This is a genomic window from Sphingomonas sp. 22176, from assembly GCF_052045505.1.
Taxonomy (GTDB): domain Bacteria; phylum Pseudomonadota; class Alphaproteobacteria; order Sphingomonadales; family Sphingomonadaceae; genus Sphingomonas.
This window is the reverse complement of sequence record NZ_JBQEPL010000001.1, coordinates 1,185,682-1,208,738: the sequence shown is the minus strand read 5'-3', so window position 1 is coordinate 1,208,738 and position 23,057 is coordinate 1,185,682. Positions and strand designations below refer to the sequence as shown.

General features: G+C 67.1%; 21 protein-coding genes. 10 read left to right on the top strand and 11 right to left on the bottom strand.

Annotation, left to right across the window (positions count from 1 at the left end; genetic code table 11):
- Positions 1–46 precede the first annotated feature (46 nt).
- Entirely contained in the window at positions 47–679 is a 633-nt protein-coding gene (locus tag ACTJKY_RS05680; protein ID WP_440844758.1) for a TetR/AcrR family transcriptional regulator, read from the bottom strand.
- A gap of 102 nt (positions 680–781) precedes the next feature.
- Between ACTJKY_RS05680 and ACTJKY_RS05675 the strand changes: the two genes are divergently transcribed.
- The 4 genes from ACTJKY_RS05675 to ACTJKY_RS05660 all read left to right on the top strand — a co-directional run bounded on the left by ACTJKY_RS05675 (position 782) and on the right by ACTJKY_RS05660 (position 6,964).
- A complete protein-coding gene (locus ACTJKY_RS05675; RefSeq protein WP_440844757.1) occupies positions 782–1,978 on the top strand; it encodes an efflux RND transporter periplasmic adaptor subunit in 1,197 nt (398 codons plus the stop codon).
- A 6-nt stretch (positions 1,979–1,984) separates the two neighbouring features.
- A complete protein-coding gene (locus ACTJKY_RS05670) occupies positions 1,985–5,161 on the top strand; it encodes an efflux RND transporter permease subunit (protein ID WP_440844756.1) in 3,177 nt (1,058 codons plus the stop codon).
- A gap of 5 nt (positions 5,162–5,166) precedes the next feature.
- Positions 5,167–6,600: an efflux transporter outer membrane subunit gene (locus tag ACTJKY_RS05665; RefSeq protein WP_440844755.1), complete on the top strand. Its 1,434-nt coding sequence runs from the start codon at positions 5,167–5,169 to the stop codon at positions 6,598–6,600.
- Positions 6,601–6,661: 61 nt separating this feature from the next.
- Positions 6,662–6,964: a hypothetical protein gene (locus tag ACTJKY_RS05660; RefSeq protein ID WP_440844754.1), complete on the top strand. Its 303-nt coding sequence runs from the start codon at positions 6,662–6,664 to the stop codon at positions 6,962–6,964.
- 127 nt (positions 6,965–7,091) lie between these two features.
- On the opposite strand, the gene ACTJKY_RS05655 is transcribed toward ACTJKY_RS05660, so the two are convergent.
- From ACTJKY_RS05655 to ACTJKY_RS05635, 5 genes are all read right to left on the bottom strand, one after another.
- Positions 7,092–7,970 carry an SPFH domain-containing protein gene (locus ACTJKY_RS05655; RefSeq protein ID WP_440844753.1) on the bottom strand — a complete coding sequence of 293 codons (879 nt, stop codon included), beginning with the start codon at positions 7,968–7,970 and terminating at the stop codon, positions 7,092–7,094.
- Between the two features lie 371 nt (positions 7,971–8,341).
- A complete protein-coding gene (locus ACTJKY_RS05650; RefSeq protein ID WP_440844752.1) occupies positions 8,342–9,235 on the bottom strand; it encodes an FAD:protein FMN transferase in 894 nt (297 codons plus the stop codon).
- 98 nt (positions 9,236–9,333) lie between these two features.
- Positions 9,334–10,239 (bottom strand): DUF4198 domain-containing protein, encoded by a 906-nt coding sequence (locus tag ACTJKY_RS05645; RefSeq protein ID WP_440844751.1) that lies wholly within the window; start codon positions 10,237–10,239, stop codon positions 9,334–9,336.
- 17 nt (positions 10,240–10,256) lie between these two features.
- Positions 10,257–10,781: a DUF2271 domain-containing protein gene (locus tag ACTJKY_RS05640; RefSeq protein ID WP_440844750.1), complete on the bottom strand. Its 525-nt coding sequence runs from the start codon at positions 10,779–10,781 to the stop codon at positions 10,257–10,259.
- Positions 10,782–10,791: 10 nt separating this feature from the next.
- Entirely contained in the window at positions 10,792–11,436 is a 645-nt protein-coding gene (locus ACTJKY_RS05635; RefSeq protein WP_440844749.1) for a PepSY-associated TM helix domain-containing protein, read from the bottom strand.
- A 192-nt stretch (positions 11,437–11,628) separates the two neighbouring features.
- On the opposite strand from ACTJKY_RS05635, the gene ACTJKY_RS05630 reads away from it, so the two are divergent.
- Positions 11,629–12,528, top strand: coding sequence for a pirin family protein (locus ACTJKY_RS05630; RefSeq protein WP_440844748.1), 900 nt, complete (start codon positions 11,629–11,631; stop codon positions 12,526–12,528).
- Positions 12,529–12,630: 102 nt separating this feature from the next.
- On the top strand, positions 12,631–13,530 hold the full coding sequence (locus ACTJKY_RS05625) for an alpha/beta fold hydrolase (RefSeq protein WP_440844747.1): 900 nt from the start codon (positions 12,631–12,633) through the stop codon (positions 13,528–13,530).
- Between the two features lie 56 nt (positions 13,531–13,586).
- Here the strand turns inward: ACTJKY_RS05625 and ACTJKY_RS05620 are convergent, their stop codons facing one another.
- On the bottom strand, positions 13,587–16,391 hold the full coding sequence (locus tag ACTJKY_RS05620; protein ID WP_440844746.1) for a TonB-dependent receptor: 2,805 nt from the start codon (positions 16,389–16,391) through the stop codon (positions 13,587–13,589).
- A gap of 236 nt (positions 16,392–16,627) precedes the next feature.
- The gene (locus ACTJKY_RS05615; RefSeq protein WP_440844745.1) at positions 16,628–17,710 is read right to left on the bottom strand and encodes a DUF2332 domain-containing protein; all 1,083 of its coding nucleotides are present in this window, start codon (positions 17,708–17,710) and stop codon (positions 16,628–16,630) included.
- A gap of 61 nt (positions 17,711–17,771) precedes the next feature.
- On the opposite strand from ACTJKY_RS05615, the gene hisG reads away from it, so the two are divergent.
- From hisG to thiL, 4 genes are read left to right on the top strand one after another with little or no spacing between them, the layout of a single operon-like run.
- Complete coding sequence (hisG, locus tag ACTJKY_RS05610; RefSeq protein ID WP_440844744.1) at positions 17,772–18,422, top strand: ATP phosphoribosyltransferase; 651 nt, start codon at positions 17,772–17,774, stop codon at positions 18,420–18,422.
- Entirely contained in the window at positions 18,419–19,705 is a 1,287-nt protein-coding gene (gene hisD, locus ACTJKY_RS05605; protein WP_440844743.1) for a histidinol dehydrogenase, read from the top strand. Before hisG ends, hisD begins: the two co-directional genes overlap by 4 nt.
- A gap of 12 nt (positions 19,706–19,717) precedes the next feature.
- Positions 19,718–20,179, top strand: a complete 462-nt coding sequence (nusB, locus tag ACTJKY_RS05600) for a transcription antitermination factor NusB (protein WP_121073911.1) — start codon at positions 19,718–19,720, stop codon at positions 20,177–20,179.
- A gap of 28 nt (positions 20,180–20,207) precedes the next feature.
- Entirely contained in the window at positions 20,208–21,107 is a 900-nt protein-coding gene (thiL, locus tag ACTJKY_RS05595) for a thiamine-phosphate kinase (RefSeq protein WP_440844742.1), read from the top strand.
- On the opposite strand, the gene ruvB is transcribed toward thiL, so the two are convergent.
- From ruvB to ACTJKY_RS05580, 3 genes are read right to left on the bottom strand one after another with little or no spacing between them, the layout of a single operon-like run.
- On the bottom strand, positions 21,104–22,126 hold the full coding sequence (gene ruvB / locus ACTJKY_RS05590; RefSeq protein WP_084583095.1) for a Holliday junction branch migration DNA helicase RuvB: 1,023 nt from the start codon (positions 22,124–22,126) through the stop codon (positions 21,104–21,106). The genes thiL and ruvB overlap by 4 nt on opposite strands.
- Positions 22,123–22,377 (bottom strand): hypothetical protein, encoded by a 255-nt coding sequence (locus ACTJKY_RS05585; protein ID WP_440844741.1) that lies wholly within the window; start codon positions 22,375–22,377, stop codon positions 22,123–22,125. Before ACTJKY_RS05585 ends, ruvB begins: the two co-directional genes overlap by 4 nt.
- The gene (locus ACTJKY_RS05580) at positions 22,377–23,039 is read right to left on the bottom strand and encodes a hypothetical protein (RefSeq protein WP_440844740.1); all 663 of its coding nucleotides are present in this window, start codon (positions 23,037–23,039) and stop codon (positions 22,377–22,379) included. Before ACTJKY_RS05580 ends, ACTJKY_RS05585 begins: the two co-directional genes overlap by 1 nt.
- Positions 23,040–23,057 lie beyond the last annotated feature (18 nt).

Genomic DNA, 23,057 nt, shown 5'->3' with positions numbered 1-23,057 from the left:
GACGCGCCTTCGCATATCGGCGGGCGCGCTGCCACCAGCCTGCGCATCAGCCCGCCGCCGCCTCGGCCTGCATCGCAGCGACCTCGTGCCGGATCATCTTGAGCACCAGCGCCGCCGTGCGATCGGTGTCCTCCGCCGGGCTCAGGAAGCGATGCTGCATCAGCCCCAGCGCGGTCGCGGTGATCAGGTCGGTCAGCGCACAGCGCCGCTCGGCGAAGGCTTCACCCGGGATCAGCGCGGTCAGTGCCGCAAGCATCGTCCCGCGCACGTCTTCGCGCGTCTCCTCGAAGATCGCGGCGATGCGCTCGTTGCGCGCCGACTCGGCGATGATCTCGGCGAACAGCGGGTCCGCTTCATCCGGTTCGGGACGAATGAAATCGCCCAGCCAGGTCCAGACGAACTCGGGATCGCCGCTCCTGATGCCCGCGCACAGCGACTCGGGCGAGAGGAAATCCATGCAGTCAGCCTGCACGATTTTCGCGACGATCGCCTCCTTGGACGAAAAATCTCGATAAATTTGACCTACCGCAATGCCAGATTCCTTGGCGATCTGGGCCACGCCCGTGGCGTGAAAACCGTTCGCAATGAACAACCTGCGTGCTGCCGACACAATTTTTTCGCGCCGCAACATGGCCTTGTCGCGGTGAGGAACTCCGCCTTCTTCCGTGGTTTCTGCCATCGCGTTTCTCTATAAAACCATCTTGACCGAGTCACTCACTTCGCAGTAGCGGCGAATGTGAGCGAACGTTCACTCACATATATCACAACGGCAGGCATCCGCATGACTTTTTTCCGTCACACCGCGCCGGCTCTCGCGCTTGTCCTCGCCGCTTGTGGCGGCCAGTCCCAGCAGCAGGGCGGCGGCGCCCCCGGCGCGGGCGGACAGCAGGCCGCTCCTCCCCCGGTCTCCTACGTCGTCGTCCGGCAACAGGCGGTGCCGCTCAGCAGCGAGCTGCCCGGCCGCCTGAGTCCCTATGAGAGCTCGGACGTGCGGCCGCAGGTCAACGGCCTGATCCTCGAGCGGCTGTTCACCGAAGGCGACATGGTGCGTCAGGGCCAGCCGCTGTATCGGATCGATCCCGCGCCCTACCAGGCTTCGGTCGCCAGCGCCCGCGCCGCACTCGTCCGCGCACAGGCGGCGATCGCCTCAAACGAGGCGCTTGCCCGCCGCTATGCCGAGCTGGTCAAGATCAATGCGATCTCGAAGCAGGACTATGAGAACGCGCTGACCACCGCCGCCCAGGCGCGCGCCGACGTGGCCTCGCAACAGGCGGCCCTGCGCACGGCGGAGATCGACCTTGCCCGCACCACCATCCGGGCGCCGATCAGCGGGCGCATTGGTCGCTCGCTTTCTACCACGGGTGCGCTCGTCTCGGCAGCGCAATCGAGCGCGCTGACGACGATCCAGCGGCTGGATCCGATCTATGTCGACATCCAGCAGTCGAGCGCCGACGTGCTCAAGCTGCGCCAATCGATCATGGCCGGCCAGGTCGCCAAGGACGGCAACGCCAAGGTTGCGCTGAAGCTGGAGGACAGCACCGATTACGGCCCGCAGGGCACGCTGCGCTTCGCCGACGTGACGGTCGACCAGACCACCGGCAGCCAGATCATCCGCGCGCTGTTCCCGAACCCGAACGGCCTGCTGCTGCCGGGCATGTTCGTCCGCGCCCATCTGATTGAAGGCACCCAGAAGAATGCAATGCTGGTGCCCCAGCGCGCGGTGAGCCGCGACGAGCGCGGCAACCCGATCGTGATGGTCGTCGGTGCGCAGAACAAGATCGAGCCGCGGCCGATCCAGACCAGCCGTACCGCAGGCGACAGCTGGATTGTCACCGGCGGCGTGAAGCCGGGTGACAAGGTGATCGTCGAGGGCGCGATGATGCTGCGCCCGGGCATGCCGGTCACACCGCAGCCCTTCGACCCGAACGCCAAGCCCGCGCAGGGCCAGGCGGGCGCCGCTCCCGCCCAAGGGAAGTAAAGCTCCATGTCGCGCTATTTCATCGATCGACCCATCTTCGCGTGGGTCATCGCGATCATCATCATGCTGGCTGGCGTCCTCGCCATCCGCACGCTGCCGATCGCGCAGTTCCCGGCGATCGCGCCGCCCGCCGTCTCGATTACCGCCACCTATCCGGGCGCGGATGCAAAGACGCTGGAAAACACGACGACGCAGATCATCGAGCAGCAGATGAAGGGGATCGACCACCTTCGCTACTTCTCGTCCTCGTCCTCGTCGTCCGGCACGGTGACGATCACGCTCACCTTCGAGCAGGGTACCGATCCGGACATTGCCCAGGTGCAGGTGCAGAACAAGCTGCAGGCGGCCACCCCGCTCCTGCCGCAGGAAGTGCAGCAGCAAGGCATCCAGGTCGCCAAGGCGACCCAGAACTTCCTGGTAGTGATCGGCCTCTATTCGGAAGACGGATCGCATAACGGCACCGATCTCGCCGACTATGCCGTCTCCAAGCTGCAGGATCCGCTGTCGCGGGTGAATGGCGTGGGCGATACCCAGATCTTCGGCTCGCAATATGCGATGCGTGTCTGGGTCGATCCGGTGAAGCTCACCAAATATTCGCTGGCCATGACGGACGTCACCAGCGCGATCCAGGCACAGAATGCCCAGGTTTCGGCGGGCCAGCTCGGCGCCCGCCCGGCACCGAAGGAGCAGATGCTCAACGCCACCGTCTCGGTGCAGTCGCGTCTCGCTACGCCCGACCAGTTCGCGCAGATCCGCCTGAAGAGCGGCACCGACGGCTCGGTGGTGCGCCTCGGCGACGTCGCGCGGGTGGAGATCGGCGCGGAAAATTACGGCTTCGATTCGAAGTGGAACGGCAAGCCCGGCACCGGCATCGGCATCAAGCTCGCCCCGGGCGCGAACGCGCTGACCACGGTCGATCTGGTGAAGGCCCGCGTCAACGAGATCGCCAAGACCTTCCCGTCGGACATCAAGGTCATCTACCCGTACGACACCACGCCGTTTGTCCGCCTGTCGGTCGAGCAGGTGGTCCACACGCTGGTCGAAGCGGTGGTGCTCGTCTTCCTGGTGATGTTCCTGTTCCTGCAGAACTTCCGCGCCACGCTCATCCCGACGATCGCGGTGCCGGTGGTGCTGCTCGGTACCTTCGCGGTGCTGGCGATCGCCGGCTATTCGATCAACACGCTCACCCTGTTCGGCATGGTGCTTGCGATCGGCCTGCTGGTCGACGACGCGATCGTCGTCGTCGAGAATGTCGAACGCCTGATCGTCACCGAGCATCTCAGCCCGATCGACGCCGCCCGCAAGTCTATGGACGAAATCACCAGCGCGCTGGTCGGCGTCGCCCTGGTGCTCTCGGCGGTGTTCCTGCCGATGGCGTTCTTCGGCGGCTCCACCGGCGTCATCTACCGCCAGTTCTCGATCACGATCGTCTCGGCGATGGTGCTATCGGTGTTCGTCGCGCTGGTGCTCACCCCCGCGCTCTGCGCCACCATCCTCAAGCCGCACGATCCGGACAAGGCCGAAGGCAAGGGCCCGCTCGCACGCTTCTTCCGCTGGTTCAACGAGAAGTTCGACAATGGCCAGCGCAAGTATGAAAAGGGCGTGCGGAGCACCGCGCGCAGCTGGAAGCGATCGGGGCTGGTCTATCTGCTGATCATCGGCGGGATGGCTTTCCTGTTCCTTCGCCTGCCCTCCGGCTTCCTGCCGGACGAAGACCAGGGCATCGCCATTGCGCTGGTCCAGGGCCCGGCGGGCGCCACCTCGGCGCGTACCGAAAAGGGGCTGGAACTCGTCCGCGATCACTTCCTCAAGCAGGAAGCGGGCAACGTCCAGGGCGTGTTCACCATCAACGGCTTCAGCTTCGCCGGCTCGGGCCAGAACAGCGGCCTTGCGTTCATTCCGCTGAAGGACTGGTCGGATCGCTCCGGCCAGGCCAATGTCGCGGGGTCGATCGTCGGCCGCGCGATGGGCGCCTTCTCGCAATATCATGACGGCCTGATCTTCGCGATCACGCCGCCCGCGGTGCAGGAGCTCGGCAATGCGACCGGCTTCGACCTGCAACTCGTCGATACCGGCGGCATCGGCCATGAACGCCTGCTCCAGGCACGCAACATGATGCTGGGCATGGCCTCGCAGGACAAGCGCCTGGTCGGCGTGCGCCCGAACTCGCTGGAGGACGCGCCGCAGCTCAAGGTCGACATCGACCAGGACAAGGCCAAGGCGCTCGGCCTAGACCTCTCGTCGGTCAACGGCACCATCGCCACCGCTTGGGGTGGGTCCTACGTCAACGACTTCGTCGATCGCGGCCGCGTCAAGCGCGTCTACGTCCAGGCCGATGCCCCCTATCGCCTGGCGCCGGAGGACATCGCCAACCTCTTCGTGCGTGGTCCCACCGGTACGATGTCGCCGTTCACCGCCTTTTCCACGCTTCGCTGGGAACAGGCGCCGGTGCAGCTCACTCGCTACAACGGCCTGCCCTCGATGGAAGTCCTGGGCGCGCCGGCCCCGGGCGTATCGACCGGCGACGCAATGGCGGCAATGGAGGCGATCCACGCCAAGCTGCCGCCTGGCACCCAGCTCGAATGGACGGGCCTCTCCTACGAGGAACGCCTGTCGGGCGGCCAAGCCCCTGCGCTGTACGCGCTGTCGCTGCTGATCGTGTTCCTCTGCCTCGCCGCGCTGTACGAAAGCTGGTCGGTGCCGATCTCGGTCATCCTGGTGGTGCCGCTCGGCGTGATCGGCGCAGTGCTCGCGGCGACGCTGACCGGCCTCAACAACGACATCTACCTGCAGGTCGGCCTGATCACCACGATCGGCGTGTCGGCGAAGAACGCGATCTTGATCGTGGAGTTCGCCGAAGAACGGATGCGCGAGGGCATGAGCGCCTTCGACGCCGCCGTCGAAGCCGCCAAGCTGCGTCTTCGCCCGATCCTGATGACCAGTCTTGCCTTCGTCTTCGGCGTGCTGCCGCTGGCCATCTCCACCGGCGCGGGTGCCGGCGGCCAGCATGCGATCGGCCGATCAGTGGTGGGCGGCATGCTCTCCGCGACGATCCTCGCCATCTTCCTGGTGCCGATGTTCTTCGTGGTAGTGCGCAACCTGTTCGACCGCCGCCGCAACAAGGGCGAGACGCCCTCCGCAACCACCCATGACGGCGGCGCTTCGGCGCCGCAGGGAGCCTGACGGCCGTGACCAACCGCTTCCCCCTGCTCCTCGCGCTGGCCGCGAGCACCGCACTCTCGGCCTGTAACCTCGCCCCCAAGTATAGCCGGCCGGAGCCGGCGGTACCGGTGGCGCTGCCCCAGGGCGGCGTCTACCCGGCCGCCGCCACCGACGCGCCGGACATCAGCAAGGTCGGCTGGCGCGACTTTTTCGTCGACGATCGCCTGCGCAAGGTGATCCAGCTGGGACTGGACAACAACCAGGACCTGCGCCTCGCCGCCGCCAACGTGCTGCAGGCGCGGGCACAGTACCGTGCGCAGCGCGCGGACCTGTTCCCCGCGATCGGCGTCACCGGCACCGGCACCTACACCAACACCGCGCAATTCGCGGCGAGCTCCGGCGGCGCAGTGGGCGGCGCCGGCGGCGTGCAGGACGTCCAGAACTTCAGCGTGACCGGCGGCGTCACCTCGTTCGAGCTCGACTTGTTCGGCCGGGTTCGGAATCTCAGCCGCGCCGCGCAGGAGCAATATTTCGCGAGCAGCGAGGCGCAGCGCGCCACCCGGGTCTCGCTGATCGGCGAGATCGCCAGCGCCTGGCTCACCCTCGCCTCGGACCGCGAGCAGCTCGCCATTGCGCAGAACACGCTCAAGGCGTTCCAGCAGTCTCTTGATCTGACCCGAGCACAGTTCCGCATCGGCACCGCCTCGGAACTCGAATCGCGCCAGGCCGAGACGAGCTACGAATCGGCGCGCAACGACGTCGCCACGGCACAGACCCAGATCGCGCAGGACATCAACGCGCTCCAGCTGCTCACCGGCGCCACCGTCGCGCCCGAGCTGCTGCCGGAATCGCTCGGCGACGCCAAGGCGACGATCGACGCGCTGCCCGGCAACGTGCCCTCCGAAGTGCTGCTGCGCCGCCCCGACGTGCTCCAGGCCGAGCACCAGCTGATCGCGCAGAATGCCAATATCGGTGCAGCCCGCGCGGCCTTCTTCCCGAGCATCTCGCTTACCGCCACGGTAGGCTCGATCGCGTCGACGATCGGCAAGCTGTTCGGGTCGGGCACCGATACCTACACGGTCTCGCCCACCGCCTCGCTCAACATCTTCAACTTCGGCAAGAACCAGGCGAACCTCAACTATTCGAAGGCCTCGCGCGACGCGGCGGTGGCGACCTACCAGAAGACGATCCAGACCGCCTTCCGCGAAGTCGCCGACGCGCTGGCCCAGCGCGGCACGATCGAGGAGCAGCTGCGGGCGCAGAGCGCGCGGGCCAATGCGGCGGAGGTCGCGGCGCGACTGTCCGACGCGCGCTACCGTGCGGGGGTCGATTCGTTTCTCACCGTGCTCGATTCGCAGCGCAGCGCCTATGCCGCCGAGCAGAGCCTGGTCACCACGCGCCTCACCCGCGCGAGCAACTTGGTGACCCTGTACAGAACCTTAGGCGGCGGACTCGACTAGACGCTTGCCAGTTGCGAAAATCGGCATACTCTCTGGATCCAATAGGAGAAGGAGAGGTGTCGTGTCGCTGAACGAAGTGCACACCGTACAGGACGAGGGGCTACCGCCGCTGCCGGTCCAGGCCGCCGACGAGAGCATGATCATCCTCGAAGGCCTGTTGTGCGTGATGCGGGAGAAGAACCTGCTCTCCCGCCAGGATCTCGAGCTGCTGTGCCAGAAGGTCGAGCGCCGCGCCGCGGGGATCAGCAAGAACCCGCTGCCCTGCTGCCCGGACAAGGCGGCGAACGCGCGCAACTACATCCAGCGCCTCGCCGACTATCTGGGCCAGCGCTATGGCGGCAAGCATCTCCGCCGGGTGAGCTGAGCCGCTGATTGCTTATAGGCCGCCCGACGCCGTATCGGGGCGTCGGGACCAAGCGGAACACGCGACGAGGCGCCCCTGCCACCGGCTGGTGGTAGGGGCGCCGATATCGCCGCCGAAGCGCTTCGGCTTATTTGACGCCCAGGAATGGCATCGGTCCCGCGCCGCCCATATAGGTGGGCAGCTGGCCGTTCCATTTCTCGACCGCGCGGAGATTAACGATCTCCGGGTTGGTGCGGATCGCCTCGGCCTCGACCTGGATCGCCTTGGCGTCGCCGGCCGCCTTGGCGATGCGCGCTTCGGCATCGGCCTTGGCGGTTTCTACATTCGCCTTCGCCGCCAGCGCCTGCTGCTCATTGGCGATCTTGGCGTTGATCTGGTTGAGCACTGCCTCGGGCACGACGATGTTGCCCGCCCAGTAGATCTGCTCGACCTGCAGCCCCACCGGCGCGAAGAAGGCCTGCACCCGCCTGGTCGCGGTGGCGATCAGCTCGGCCTTGTGGGTGCCGTAGATCTCCTCGACGCCCAGCTGCGCCGCGCGCTCCACTATGGCGTTGCGGATCGCATTACGCAGCGGCCCCGCGATGATCTCGTCCATGTCGGTGCGGTAGCGCTGGAACAGGATCGACGCCCGCGCCGGATCGACATGGTACGACACGCCCACATCCGACTTCAGCGACAGGCCGTTCTTGTCCTGAAAGGTGAAGGCCTCGTCGATCGGGCTTTGCTCGGTGTGCGACGCCGTCCATGTATAGGTGCGGGTGAACACCGGATACTGGTAGATGTGCGTGCCCGGCAGCGCCACGTACCAGCCGACCGGCAGCGACTCCGGCCGGACCCCACCGGCGATGTTGTTGACGCGAATACCCACCTGCCCCGGCTCGACCCGCGCGAAGCTGCTAAGGCCGAAGATGGCAGCCGCCACCGCGATCGTGATCCAAACCCAGCCGCGCCCCAGCAGCCGGAACCAGCCAAAGCCACCACCGAAATTCCCCGGTTGATATGCCATGTTTGCAGTCCATGAAGATGGAGGATGAAGCGTCCTCCCGCGCCACGTTCGGGCGGGGGCGACCCCAATGTCGCCCACGCGTGAATGCGCGCGGCCGAACTGATCGGACCGGTCGGTCGATGGTCAGGTGGAGGTCGGGCGGGATGCGCGGCCGAAAGGCTTCGGTTGCGCAGGCAGGACGACACAGCAACAGCCAAATCGCGGAACAGATGCCGGCAAGACCGGCAATCCCACAATCCTACAGCTCAAGCCAAAACGTCGCTAATCCCTGCTCCTTGTGCAGCACCGAATGTAGAGACGAATCTACGCCTTTTGTTGCGGTGCGCAAGCGAATCCGGAAGGTGCACTTCCGATTTTTCGAGGCCTTGAGCTCAGCCCAGCATTGCCTGCAGCCTGGCGGAGATCCGCTCGGAGAACGCCGTGCCCTCGCGTGTCACCATGTGCGCGGCGAGCCCCTGCTGCTCGGCAAGCGCCATGCCCGCAGGCCCGAGCACGGTCAGGGCGGTGGCCCAGGCATCCGCCAGCATCGCCTCGCGGTGCAGCACCGAGACCGAGACGACCCGGTTTTCGATCGGCCAGCCGGTACGCGGATCGATGCTGTGCGCATAGCGGCGACCGCCCTGCTCGAAGAAGCGGCGATAATCGCCCGAGGTCGCGACCGACAGGCCGTGCAGCGCCACGCGTACCGGGGCGAGCGTGCTGTCCGGCACCGGCTCCAGCTCGACCCACCAGGGCTGGCCGTCGGGCTTGATGCCCTCGCCGCGCAGTTCGCCGCCAATCTCGATCAGAAAGTCCTCGATGCCGAGCGAGACCAGCCGCTCGGCCACGGCATCCACCGCGTAGCCCTTGGCGATGCCCGACAGGTCGATCTGCACCGCCTCGCGCCGGCGAATGCGGCGCTGCTCGCGATCGAACTCGAGGTGGCGCGCGCCCGACATGATCCTGGCCTCGCCGATCGCATAGGCGCTGGGTATGTCGTCGCGCGGCCCGGCGGGGCCGAAGCCCCACAGATCGGCGAGGACTCCCGCAGCGGGATCGAACGCACCCCCGCTCGCCGCATGCACCGACAAGGCCGCGTCTAGCACGCGCACCCCCTCGGCAGACAGTGGCTGCCAATAGCCGAGCATGCCGCGGTTGAACCGGCCGACGCGCGAGGTGGGCTCCCAATGGCTGAACTCGGTGATCATCCGCATCAGCACCGCCTGGACAGTGTCGCGGATGTCCTCGGGCGGGTCGACAACGACCAGCCGCCAGGTAGTGCCCATCGTCGCGCCGCCAAAGGTGGCGACGGGCGCAGCCGATCGCCGCCGGTGGAACGCCGCCGGCGATAGGCTTTGGGGAACAGCAATACGTGCGTCGGCGATCAGGGTGCCAGTACCTCCAGCGTGGTCGTGTAGCTGACGCGACGGCCGGAGGGAACGCCCCGCATGCCCTGCGGGCCACCCTCGCCGCGCGGCGCGCCTGCCTGCGCTCCCGCCTGCCCCCCTGCCTGCGGACGCGGCCCCTCGCCTTCGCCTTCCGGCCGCGGCGCATTGGGCGTCACGTTGACCCAGTACATGCCCGCTTCTGGCCACTTGATCGTGACCTTGCCGGCAGCATCGGTGCGCTGCTCCATTTGCTTGGGCGCGCTGCGATAGCGGCCGTTGCCGAGGATGGTGGTGACGTAGAGGCCCGAGGCGGGCTTGCCGTCGAGCAGGAACTGGAAGGTCGCGGGCTCATTGGCGACGAGGTCGTTGGGGTGGGTCACCGGCACCAGCTCGATGCCCTCGCCGGTCGGCTTGAACACGGTGTTGGTCGGCGCGCCCTGCGTCACGAAGATCTCGTTGCGGGCGAGCATCTCGCTGGTCTGCACGTCGGTGGCGCCGGCCGGGATCGCGGTGGCGAGCTGCGCCTTGGTAGTGCCGCGCGGCAGCATCTTGGTTTCGCCGTTCAGCGTGTAGCGGCCGAACACACCCTGGTTCACCACCGCGATCCGGTACGTGCCCTGCTGGGTAAGGTGCACGTCGAAGGTCGCACGGAACTGGCCGACATTGTGATGCTCGGCCTTGCCCTCGGTGCCGTCGGGCTGGGTGATCGTGGGGATCGCGCCCATCGGGCGATGATCGAAATAGAACAGGTCGTTGGACACCGCGGCGTCGACGGTCACCCAGTTGTCGTTACCCGAGACGACCGTCGACGACGGCAACAGCCACATGCGGTGGGCGATCGCGGCCGGCGCGGCGAGCGCGGTGACGGCGGCAAGGGCGAAAAGCGGCTTGCGGAACTTCATGGTACGGATTCCCCCGATTAGCGCTTGAGCGTGAACGAAACGGCGCCGAGCTCGCTGGCGCCCTTGGCGGTGGCGGTGGCGCTGCTGCCGTTCCAGGCGAAGGGCAGCCGCACCACTTCGCGGCCGCCGACTTCGCGCGCGGCTTCCACCACCAGCGTATACTGGCCCGGGGTGAGCGCCGGCATGCCGCCCTTGCCGGCGACAAGGCGCTGCTTCTGCACCCCCGGCGCGCGGGTGGCGCCGCTGACACCGTCGGCGGGGAAGCTCATCGTACGGCCGGAGGCACGCCACCACTGGCGCACCTCGTGCAGCCACTTGGTGCCCTCGCCGCCGCGCTTGTCGACATCGTACCAGACGGAGAGGGTGCGGGCCGGCTGCCCTTCCTTCTCCAGCCACACTGCAACGTACGGCTTGTGATATTCGGCCACGCGGATGCGCGGCAGCTCGATCGACAGATCCATCGTCTGCGCCGCCGCCGCGTTCGGCAGCAATGCGCCGGCGCCAAGCGCGGCCGTGGTGAGTCCGGTCAGGCGAAACTGCATGAAACCCCCTTTAGTGAATCAGGAACAGCGCGATCAGCGCAGGAATGGCGAGGCCGGCCGCGACCAGCGGCCAGGTGCTCTTCCGATGCTTCGAATGCATCCACAGCAGCACCAGCCCGGTCAGCGTGAACACCAGGCAGGCGAAAGCGAAGACATCGATGAACCACTTCCACACAGGCCCGGCATTGCGGCCCTTGTGGAGATCGTTGAGATAGGCGATCCAGCCGCGCGAACTGATCTCGCTGGTCACCTTGCCGGTTGCGCGCTCGATCGCGACCCAGCCGTCGCCGCCTGGACGCGGCTGGGCGAGGTAGATCTCGTCGGCCGACCATTCGGCGACGCCCTGCGCCGGCATCTTCAGCGTGGCGCGCAGCCAGGTCGCGACCGGCGCAGGCAGCGGCTGCTTGGCATCGGGCTTGTCGTCCGGCCGGACCAGCGGCAGCAGTGCGGGCGGCAGCTGCGCGGCGCGGTCCACCGTCTGGGGCGCGCCCTCGATATCCGACGCATGGTTCAGCGTGAAACCGGTGACCGCGAACACAAGCAGCCCGATCAGGCTGATCGCCGAGCTCATCCAGTGCCAGGTATGGAGCTGCTTGAGCCAGAAGCTCTTGCGGCTGCGCTTGCGGGGCGCGACGGAAGGAGACGGGGCGTGCATTGGGCGGTCAGGAATCTCGGTTAGGGTCGGAACGACGCGATAACGCGAACGATTCGCATTTACAACGATCGAGTTGTAACAAGCTGTACCGGGTGCATCGGAAACGCTGTGTTCACGATCCTATCCGCTGGTTTGTCTGGGCGTTACGCCCCCGAGCGGCTATCCCGGCGCCAGCAAACACGGAGACGAACGATGCGCGACGACCTGGTGATCCAGACGATCGAGCCGACCACGCACGATCTGGGCGGCTTCAAGGTGCATCGCACCCTCCCCTCGCGGCCACGCACCATGGTGGGGCCGTTCATCTTCTTCGACCAGATGGGCCCGGCGATCCTCGACGTCGGCACCGGCATCGACGTGCGCCCGCACCCGCACATCAACCTCAGCACCGTCACCTATCTGTTCGCCGGCGCGCTAGACCATCGCGACTCGCTCGGCACGTATGCCACGATCGAGCCCGGCGCGGTGAACCTGATGACCGCGGGCCGCGGCATCGTCCATTCGGAACGCTCGCCCTCGGCCGAGCGCGCGAAGGGCCCCGAACTCTCGGGCATCCAGACCTGGCTGGCACTGCCCGAGGCGCTGGAGGAAATGGACCCCGCCTTCGAACATGTCGCCGCCGCCGATCTTCCCATCATCGAGGCGCACGGCGCCCGCGCCCGGGTGATCATGGGCGAACTGTGGGGTGCCGCGGCCCCCACCACCACCTATGCCCAGACCATCTATGGCGACATCGTCCTCGATGGCGGTGCCAGCATTCCCATCGACGCGGTGGCCGACGAGCGCGCACTCTATGTCGCGATGGGTGACGCCAGCCTGGACGGCATGCCGCTGCTGCCAATGACGCTGTACCTGCTCCGCCCCGGCGTTCGTGCGACATTGCGCTCCGAACGTGGTGCGCGGGTGATGTTCTGCGGCGGCGAGGCGTTCAAGACGCCGCGCCACGTCTGGTGGAATTTCGTCAGTTCGAATCGCGAGCGCATCAATCAGGCGAAGGAAGACTGGAAGGCGGGCGCCTTCCCCAAGGTTCCCAATGACGACAAGGAATTCATCCCCATCCCGGAAGTTCCTAAGACGGTAAGTTACCCCTAATTTTCCTTTACTTGCGGCTTTCGCTGAACCGGCGCATTTAGGCATTGGGCAGAGAGACCGGACGGCACGGAGGCGGTGCTGGACAGGTACAGGGAGAGCCGCGTGACCGGAATTCGACAGACGAGCTTGCCGCTGGCGACGGGCGTTACGCTCAACGTCGCGCTGGCGGGGGACCCCGCCAACCCGCCCATCCTCCTGCTCCATGGCTTCCCGGAATCGCACCGCACCTGGCGGCACCAGATTCCGGCGCTTGCCGAAGATTATTTCGTGATCGCGCCGGACCAGCGCGGCTATGCCCGATCGTCCAAGCCCGACGGCGTCGACTCCTACGCTGCCGACAAGATCGCCGCCGATGTGTTTGCGCTCGCCGACGCGCTGAGCGTCGATCGGTTCACGCTGGTGGGGCATGACTGGGGCGGCGCGATCGCCTGGATGGCGGCCCTGCGCGAACCCAAGCGCGTCGCCCGGCTGGCGATCGTCAACGCGCCGCACCCGCAGGTCTTCCAGCGCAAGCTGTTCGACGATCCCGGCCAGCGCCGCGCCAGCCAGTATATCCGCTTCTTCCGCGAGACCGAACTCGATCGCGCGCCGGACAAGACCGGGCTCGAGCAGTTCCTGCTGTCGCTGTTCGGCGAGCATCTCCAGGTCACCGTGACACCAGAGGAGAAGGCGATCTATCTCGACCAATGGAGCCAGCCCGGCGCGCTGAGCGCCATGCTAAACTGGTATCGGGCGACCCAGATCGTGGTGCCGGCGATGGACGAGAACCCACCGCGACCGAGTTGGATCGACGGCCCCTTCCCGCTCCAGCCCCAGCCGACGCTGGTGATCTGGGGGATGCGCGATCGCGGGCTGCTGCCCTGCCTGCTCGACGGGCTGGAGACGTTGATCCCGGACTATAGCCTCGTCCAGCTCCGCGCCGGCGGCCATTTCGCGCCCTGGGAAAAGCCGGAGGAAGTAACGGCCGCGCTGCTCGAATGGCTCGCCGCTCGCCCGGTATGAAAAAAAGCGCCCGACCGAAGCCGGGCGCAGTGGGAAGGAACCGGCAGCGCAAGATCTCAGAAGCGGAAGCGCACGCCTAGGCTGTAGTAGCGGCCCTCGTAGCGCGTATCGATCGGGTAATATTGCGTCTCGTTGAAGTAACGATAGTTGCTGAACGGCTGCGCGAGGATGTTGTTGACCTCGGCCGTCAGCGTGATGTTCTCGATCGGCGTGTACGAACCCGAGAAATCCAGGCGCGATATCGGCCGCACGCTCTGGCCGGTATATTGCTGGTCGTTCGAGTTGCGGCTGTAAAAGTCGATATAGGAGCTGCGGTAGTTGTACGACAGGCGCAGCGAGATCTTGTCGCGCTCGTAGAAGCCGCTGAGGTTGTACGACCATTTCGACAGGCCGGTGAGCGATACCATCGGCTGCGCGCTGCCCAGCGTCGCCGGCAGCTGGTTCTTGGCGTCGACATAGGTGAGGTTGGCCTGCGCGCCGAACCCGCTCAGCCAGCCCGGCAGGAAGTCGAAGAAGCTTTGCGCTGAAAGCTCGAAGCCCTTGATCTTGCCCGTGCCGGCATTCTCCGGCCGGCTGACCTGGATGAGGCCATAGACCGGATCGTTGACGTCGCGGGTATAGTTGTTGATGAACCCCTTGAGATCGCGGTAGAATACCGCACCGCTCACCGCCCCGTTGCGGCCGAAATAATATTCGATCGTAGCGTCGTAGTTCTTGGAGGTCAGCGGCTTCAGGTCCGGATTGCCGCCCGAGCCGAAAAAGGCATAGCGCGACGCATTGCCGCCCGAGCTGGTATCGGTGTTGCGGTTGAGACTGAACGCCGGGTTGAGCTGGCCGAAGCCCGGCCGGGTACGCGTGATGGTGAAGCCCAGGCGCGCCTGCAGCCCCTGCGTCAGCTTGGCGCGCAGCCCGAAGCTCGGCAGCACGTCGACATAGTTCTGGCGGTTGGTGTCGGTCACCGCCGAGACGGTGCCGTCCACCGCCGTCACCTTCGAGGTGCCGACATAGCGCCCGTCGGTGTTGACGATGCGCACGCCGACGGTGCCGTCGATCGGGATCCCTACGTCGAAGGCATAGCCGGCCGAGGCATAGGCCGCGTAGCTCGATTCCTTGGCGTAGAAGCCGCCATAGGGATCCATCGGGATCGCCTGGGTGCTGAACTGCCGGAGCGCGTCCTTATAGCCCTGGTCGTTCGGATTGGCGGCGACGATCTTCTGCAGCGAGGCATAGGAGAGCTGGCGCAGCGCCTCGGCATTGCTCTGGATCGCGTCGTAGGACGGCATCAGCCAGTTGCGGAACGGCGGGCCGTCGCCGCGGAAGCCGTCCTGCACCTGCTCCAGATTGCCGGTCGGCAGGCTGGCAAGCGGGATGTTCAGCGTCGGCGTATAGGCATAGCGACTGCCCTGGCGGCGCTTGGCGTCGCGGTCGGTCGCACGCAGGCCGAACTTGATCTTCGGCAGCCAGCCGATCTCGGTGTCGAGCGCAACGTCACCGCGCCACTGGAGCCCGGCGCCGCTGACATAATATTCCTTTTGGTAGAAGCCGCGCCACACATAATTGGCGGGGTTGGTCATGTCGTAATTGCCGAGATCGAACCAGGAGGACTTGTTCTTCTCAAAGATCACGTTGACCGGCGGCGCGGCGGCAGTCTGCCCGTCGAGGCTCGCTTCGTTGTTGCCATATTCCGAGAAGGTGTAGGCGAAGTCGCTCGAGATCACCGCGCGGCCGGTGGTCCAGATGAAGCCGGCGGCGGCCTGATAGGTGTTGGTGTAATCGCGCGTGGTGGAACGGAACGTCTCCGCCGGGTAGCCGCCGGTCTTGCTCACGCTGACCAGCTTGTTCGGCTCGCCGGGCACGCGGACGATGTTGAACAGGTTCGGCGGCACTTCGACGCCGTCCGCATTTTTCGGCGCAGCACGGAGCAGTGACACGTCGAAGCTTTCGGTCGAACCCTGGTTGCGGAACGCCTGCCACAGGCCGTCGGCGTAGATTTCGAGATTGTGCGCCGGCTTCCACTGGAGCGAGCCGTTGACCGACGGCCGCTCGCGCAGCCCGCGCGGATAATAGAGGCCGACGCTGTACGGCAGGCGGAAATCGGCCGCCTCGCCCGCGGGCAGCGTCGCCTTGCTGTTCGCCACCGGATCGACGCCGCCATTGGTGTAGCGGATCGCGTTGTTATAGTAGAAGCGATTATAGGCGACGTTGATCAGCGCGCCCATCTCGCCGATTGGCGTGTCCCAGCGATCGCTGATCAGCAGGTTGCCGTTGGGGTTCGTCTTCTTCGACTGGTCGTTGTACGAGGCGCGGATCGCGCCGGCGATCTCCAGCCCCTTGAAGTCGAACGGGCGGCGCGAGCGGACGTTGACCAGCCCGGCCAGGCCCGGTTCGATCAGATCGGCGGTCGCCGACTTGTACACTTCGAGTGCAGCGAGCGCGCCCGCCGGGAAGTCCTGCACCGCAACGGTGCGGTTCTCGGCGGTGAAGATCTCGCGCCCGTTGAACGAGGTACCGACGTCCGGCAGCCCGCGGATCAGGATGCCCGAGGCCTCGTCTGCATAGCGGCCGACCTGCACGCCCGGTAGCCGCGCGAGGCTCTCCGCAGCGTTATTGTCCGGCAACTTACCGATATCCTCGGCGACGATCGCGTCGAGGATCGAGTCCGAGTTGCGCTTGAACTCACGTGCCGAGGCGAGGCTGGCGCGGATGCCGGTGACGAGGATCTCCTCCTCGGTCGCACTGCTCTGCGTGCTAGGCGTTTGCGGCGTTTCACCGCGGTTTGCGGCAGATTGTGCCCAAGCCGGTACGGCGCCCGCAAGCGCAATCACCGCCACGCCCATCAACAGAATCGGTTTGCGAGTCATGTCGTCCTCCCCATTTTGCATCCCCTGGCTCGGGCTTTCCCGATCGCTGCAGCGGACACAGACCACCACGCTGGGCGCGGCTTCGGCCTATTAAGTCTGACAAGACGGAAGGGCTGTCAATGACGCGTAGATGAAATTTCGCTCGCAGTCATGAAAGACGCGCAGGCGCAAGCAGTTGCGGCCGCAGAGGCGGCGCCGTCAGCCAGGACCGATCCGAAAAAGTGCGGGCGCAGCCGTCAGGCGACGCGCATCACATAGGGCGTGGTGTCGTAGGGCGGGGCGAGCCCCTCCACCCAGGCGCCGTGCGCATGGGTCCGCGCGACCAACGCCATCGACGTATCGCCGGGCCAGCCGCGCACGCGCACTTCCTGCGCCGCGATATCGCGGTTGGGCTCCATCATCACCCAGCCGAGCGGACGCTCGGGCGTCGCGGCGGCGCCGGCCGTCTCCATCATCGCGCCGAGGCGCGCCTGCGCCTCGGGTCGCAGATATTGCCAGACTACCGAGTGCAGCAGCACCCGGGTGACACCCGCTGGCTGCGGCTCTGCGAGACGCGCCTCCAGCCAATCGGCGGCGTCGCCGCGCTCCAGTTGCACCGGCGCGGCACGCAGCATGGCGATGGCCATCTCCAGCCGCGCCCGCCGCTCCACCGCATCGACCCAGACATAGGCCTGCAGGCGATCGGCATCGCGATCGTCGGTCAGGTCGAGTGGGGCAATGTCGACTCCGCGGACGGAGACGATCTCCACTGCCGCAACGGGCGGCGGGCTCCCCCGCCATTCCGGTTGGAGCACCAGCGGCGATTCGGGCGGGCCGACTGCCACCCCGCCCAGATCGAAGCGGTACCGCCCGAGCATCAGGTTCAGCCCGGCGCTCGACCCGATTTCGAGGAGCTCGAAGCGTGGGCCATAGCGTGCCGCCAGGTGCAGCAGCCCGGTCATCAGCCCGTTCGAGCGCGCCGCCTCGTTGGTCTGGGGCGGGCCGTAAAGCCAGGGCATCAACGGCAGGTCATAGGCCGAGAGCACCGCATCGAGCGCCGCGCCGATCCGGCCGAGATCGGTCTCCTCGCCAGTGAAGATGCGGCGGAGTTCGGGCACGCCGCGCCGGTGCAGCGCGTGCAGCCCGCCGACCAGCCGCAGCACCAGCGCATCGGCCACCGGCTCGCCCGGCCAGTCGAGCACCCGCCGCCCGGTTTCGCTGGCGCGGGTGATGCCCTGCCCCAGCGCGGTACAGATGCGCGCGGTGATCGGCGCGTCCATCGCCGCGCAATAGCCCGCCTGGACGGCAAAACTCTTGCGGTTCTCGATTTCGCTTGCCATGCGCATCTCCCTTTGGCGCCTGTTGCGCCCATGGCGCCCCCCAAGTAAAGCCCCCGCACCCATGACCGAGCCGTTAATCCTTGCCGTGCCGAAAGGCCGGATTCTTGAAGAGGCGCTGCCGTTGCTGGCGGCGGTCGGCATCGTGCCCGAAGCGGCCTTTTCCGATAAGAACTCACGCGCGCTGCGCTTTGCCACCAACAATCCCGCGATCGACCTGATCCGGGTGCGTGCGTTCGACGTGGCGACCTTCGTCGCGCATGGCGCCGCACATCTGGGCATTGTGGGTTCGGACGTGCTGGCCGAGTTCGACTATTCGGAGCTCTACGCGCCGGTGGACCTAGGCATCGGCCATTGCCGCATCTCGGTCGCCGAGCCCGTGGCGCTGGCCGAGCAGGACGATCCGCGCGGCTGGAGCCATGTCCGCGTCGCGACCAAATACCCGCACATCACCCGCGCCCATTTCGAGGCGCGCGGCGTGCAGGCCGAATGCGTCAAGCTCAACGGCGCGATGGAGCTGGCGCCGGTGCTGGGCCTCGCCCCGCGCATCGTCGACCTCGTCTCCTCGGGCCGCACGCTGAAGGAGAACGGGCTGGTAGAGGTGGAAGTGATCGCGCAAGTGACCAGCCGCCTGATCGTCAACCGCGCCGCGTTCAAGACGCGCGCCAGCGAAGTCGTGCCCCTGGTCGACGGCTTCCGAAAGGCCGTGGCATGATCCGCCTGAATTCCACCGACGCCGGTTTCGCCGATGCGTTCACCGCGCTGGTGAATGCACGGCGCGAGGCGGACGACGATGTCGCGCGCAACGTCACCCACATCATCAAGCGCGTCCGCGACGAGGGCGATGTCGCGCTGCGCGACCTGACGCGTCTGTTCGACAAGCATGATCTCGACCGCTCGGGCTGGACGATCGATCGCGCCGACTGCCTCGCCGCCTATGAGGGGCTGAGCCCCGAACTGCGCGACGCACTCGAGCTCGCCGCCGAGCGGATCGCGGTCTATCATTCCAAGCAGCGGCCCGAGGATCGCGACGAGACCGACGCGCAGGGCATCCGCCTCGGTGCGCGCTGGACGCCGGTAGATGCGGCAGGCGTCTACGTCCCCGGCGGCCGTGCGGCCTATCCCAGTTCGGTGCTGATGAACGCCATTCCGGCCAAGGCTGCTGGGGTGCGTCGCCTCGTGATGGTCACGCCCACGCCCAATGGCGAAGTGAACCCGCTGGTCCTCGCCGCCGCGCATGTCGCCGGCGTGGACGAGCTGTACCGTGTCGGCGGGGCACAAGCGGTGGCCGCGCTCGCCTATGGCACCGAGACGATCGCCCCGGTCGACGTCGTCACCGGCCCCGGCAATGCTTGGGTGGCCGAGGCCAAGCGCCAGCTCTACGGCGTGGTCGGCATCGACATGGTCGCGGGTCCGTCCGAGATCGTGGTGGTGGCGGACGGCAAGAACGATCCCGAGTGGATCGCCGCCGACCTGCTCAGCCAGGCCGAGCACGACCCCACCAGCCAGTCGATCCTGTTCACCGACGACGCCGCTTTCGCCGACAAGGTCGCGGCCGCGGTCGACGCGCAGATCGCCACGCTGGCGACGGGTGCCACCGCGCGCACCAGCTGGGACGCGAACGGCGCGATCATCCTGGTGCCGGACCTGCCCACCGCGATGCCGCTGGTCGATCGCCTCGCGCCCGAGCATCTCGAGCTCGCCTGCGACGATGCGGAGCCGCTGTTCGACATGGTCCGCCATGCGGGCTCGGTGTTCCTCGGCCGCTACACGCCGGAAGCCGTCGGCGATTATGTCGCCGGCCCCAACCATGTGCTGCCCACCGGGCGGCGCGCGCGCTTCGCATCGGGCCTTTCGGTGCTCGATTTCATGAAGCGTACCTCGTTCCTGAGCCTGGATCCGTCCGGGCTCGCCGCGATCGGCCCCGCCGCGGTCGCGCTCGCAGAAGCCGAAGGCCTGCCCGCGCACGCAAAGTCGGTCGCGATCCGTTTAAAGTGATAGAGTAAGAATATGGCCAGTCCGCAAGCACGCTCCCGTTCCAAGGCCCGCGCCGCCGCGCGCCTCGGTGCCGTCCAGGCGCTCTACCAGCGCGAGATGGAGGGCACCTCCATCCCTGCGCTGCTGCACGAGTTCCACCAGCACCGGCTCGGCGCGATCATCGAGGACGTCGAATATGCCGACGCCGACATCGCCTTTTTCGACGACATCGTCAGCGGCGCCGATGCCCGCCGCGAGGAGATCGACGGCATCATCGCCGCCAAGCTGAGCACCGGCTGGACGCTGGAGCGGCTGGACAAGCCGATGCGCCAGATCCTGCGTGCCGGCACCTATGAGCTGCTCGCCCGGGCCGACGTGCCGACCGCAGCGGTGATCAGCGAATATCTGGATGTGACCGACGCGTTCTACGATCGTCGTGAAAAGGGCTTCGTGAACGGCATTCTGGACGCGATCGCCAAGGACGCACGCGGTTGATGCGCGCGCCTGCCCCGTGCCGGGCGGCATGAACGAAGCGGCGTTCCTCGCCTATCTGCGCCACCTGCCGCTCCACCCTGGCGCGCGCGGGCTGCGCGATGATGCGGCCGTGCTCGGCGATCTCGTCCTCACGCATGACGTGCTGGTCGAGGGCGTCCATTATCTGCCGAACGATCCGGCGGAGGACGTCGCCTGGAAGCTGGTGGCGGTGAACCTGTCCGATCTCGCCGCCAAGGGTGCGGTGCCGGAAGGTGTGCTGCTCGGCTATCCGCTCGCAGGCGATGACGCGTGGGATTCTTCCTTTCTGGCGGGGCTGGACGCCGCGTTGGCGGCCTTCACCTGCCCGCTGATCGGCGGCGATACGGTGAAGGCGGCTGCGGGCGTGCCCCGCACGCTCTCGCTGACGGCGCTCGGGCGCTCGGCGCATGCCCCCGCCCGCAGCGGCGCGCAGGCCGGTGACCTGCTCTATGTGACCGGCACGATCGGCGACGGTGGCGCAGGGCTGGCGGTGGCGCTGTCCGGCGAAGGACCGGCGACGCTGCTCGACTGCTATCGTCGCCCGACCCCGCGGCTTGCCGAGGGCCAGGCGCTCGCCTCGGGCGTCCACGCGATGATGGACGTGTCCGACGGGCTGCTGATCGACGCGGCACGCATGGCCGAAGCCAGTGGGCTCGCGGTGACGATCGACCTCGCCGCCGTGCCGCTTTCGGCGGACTATCAGGCAGTGTGCGGAGGAGACCGCGAAGCACGGCTCGCCGCGGCGACGGCGGGCGACGATTACGAGCTGCTGTTCGCAGCCCCGCCGGGACCGCTCCCGCTGGCGGCGACCTGCCTGGGCGTGTTCAGCGAAGGCGAAGGCCTGACGCTACACGACGCCGGCACGCCGCTGCCGCTGCCCGGCCGACTAGGCTTTGAACACGGGGCCTAGTCGAACAGCCCGTCCTGCGATCCAGCCGGTGGGTTGAGCCCGAGATGCTTCCAGCCCGGGCCGTTCAGGCACCGCCCGCGCGCCGTCCGCGCGATCAGGCCGAGCTGGATCAGATAGGGCTCGATCACTTCCTCGACGGTGTCGCGCGGTTCGCTGAGGCCGGCGGCGAGCGTCTCCACGCCGACCGGGCCGCCGCGATAGACGTCGGCGATCATCATCAGATAGCGCCGGTCCATCGCATCGAGCCCGAGCCCGTCGACCTCCAGCCGGTTGAGCGCGGCATCGGCCACCTTGGCGTGCACCACCGCCTCGCCGAACACATTGGCGAAGTCGCGCACCCGGCGCAGCAGCCGCCCGGCAATCCGCGGCGTGCCCCGCGAGCGGCGCGCCACTTCGCGCGCGCCATCGGCGGCGATATCCAGGCCGAGCAGACCGGCGGCGCGCGTCACCACCCGCTCCAGCTCGTCCACGGTATAGAATTGCAGCCGCACCGGGATGCCGAAGCGATCGCGCAGCGGCGTCGTCAGCAGCCCCTGGCGGGTGGTCGCGCCGACAAGCGTGAAGCGCGGCAGATCGATCCGCACGCTGCGCGCCGACGGTCCCTCGCCGATCATCAGGTCGAGCGCGCGGTCTTCCATTGCCGGGTAGAGCACCTCTTCCACGGCAGGATTGAGCCGGTGGATCTCGTCGATGAACAGCACGTCGCCGTCCTCGAGATTGGTGAGCAGCGCCGCCAGATCGCCCGACTTGACGATCACCGGCCCCGAGGTCGAGCGGAACCCCACCCCCATCTCGCGCGCGATGATCTGGGCGAGCGTGGTCTTGCCCAGCCCCGGCGGGCCGAAGAACAGCACATGGTCCAGCGCGTCCCCGCGCGCCTTGGCGGCATCGATGAACACGCGCAGATTTTCGCGCGCCGCCTTCTGCCCGACGAACTCGTCGAGCGATTTGGGGCGCAGCGCGGCGTCGACGTCTTCGGCGCGGCGGCCGGCGGTGAGGAGGCGATCGGTGTCGGTCATGCAGTCCAGATGGTTTGATAGCCGCTAGGGCCGAGTTGGTCGATCACGTCGAACCGCGCACGAAGATAGGCGAGCATCGCGTCCGGCACCGGGCCGGGGCGCATCACCGAGACCTTTCCGGACGTATCGAAATAGGCGCGGGCGATCATGTCGTCGCCGAAGTCATAGACGAGATAGCTATAGTCCTGCTCGATCTGCCCGTCCGCATCGGTGATCCTGTCGCGCAGATGGATGATGACGGGTTCGGTCATCACGCGTCGTCCCACCGGCGCAGCCAGGCGAGAAAAGGGTCGGCGCTGGCGTGATCCCCCATATCGGCGACCAAATCCAGCAACTCCGACGCCCGGGGCGGCACGACCACGTCGAACGTCGCCGCGACCCACGCCCGCAAGGCCAGGCTGCGATCCCATGGCGGGCCATCCAGATACTCGTTCTCGGCATCGATCTCGGCCGGCGTCCGGTCAAACTGTTCCGGCCAGCACAGCTCCTCATAGCCGATGGCGAGCAGCCGAAGGAAATCGACAGGATCGGAGGCGAGAATGCCCAGCATCGTCGAGCCGGATCCCGACCCCAGATGAACGATATGCTGGTCCCCGGCATCGTCCCGCCACAGCGCGGCATAGGAGCCGTCGCCGCCGGTCCGGAAGAAGGCCGCCAGCCGATCGCGCTCGGCCTGGGGGGCACCAGGTAGCCATGCCTCGGCAAAGCCCGAATCGACGGGCGCGCTGTACATGCACCCTGCCGCGCTGCGCGTATCGATCTGCGCATAGTCGCCACCCGAGCGGAACTGCCGCACCAGGCCGGTCGTGCTCTGCCAGGCGAAGAACTGCGCCAGCGGCGCCGGCACCGTCACGCCGGGGGGGAAGGATTCGAGCATGCGATCGGCAAAGCCGGTATCGGGTGTGTTGTTCATCTGCGCCTCAACCCCTCT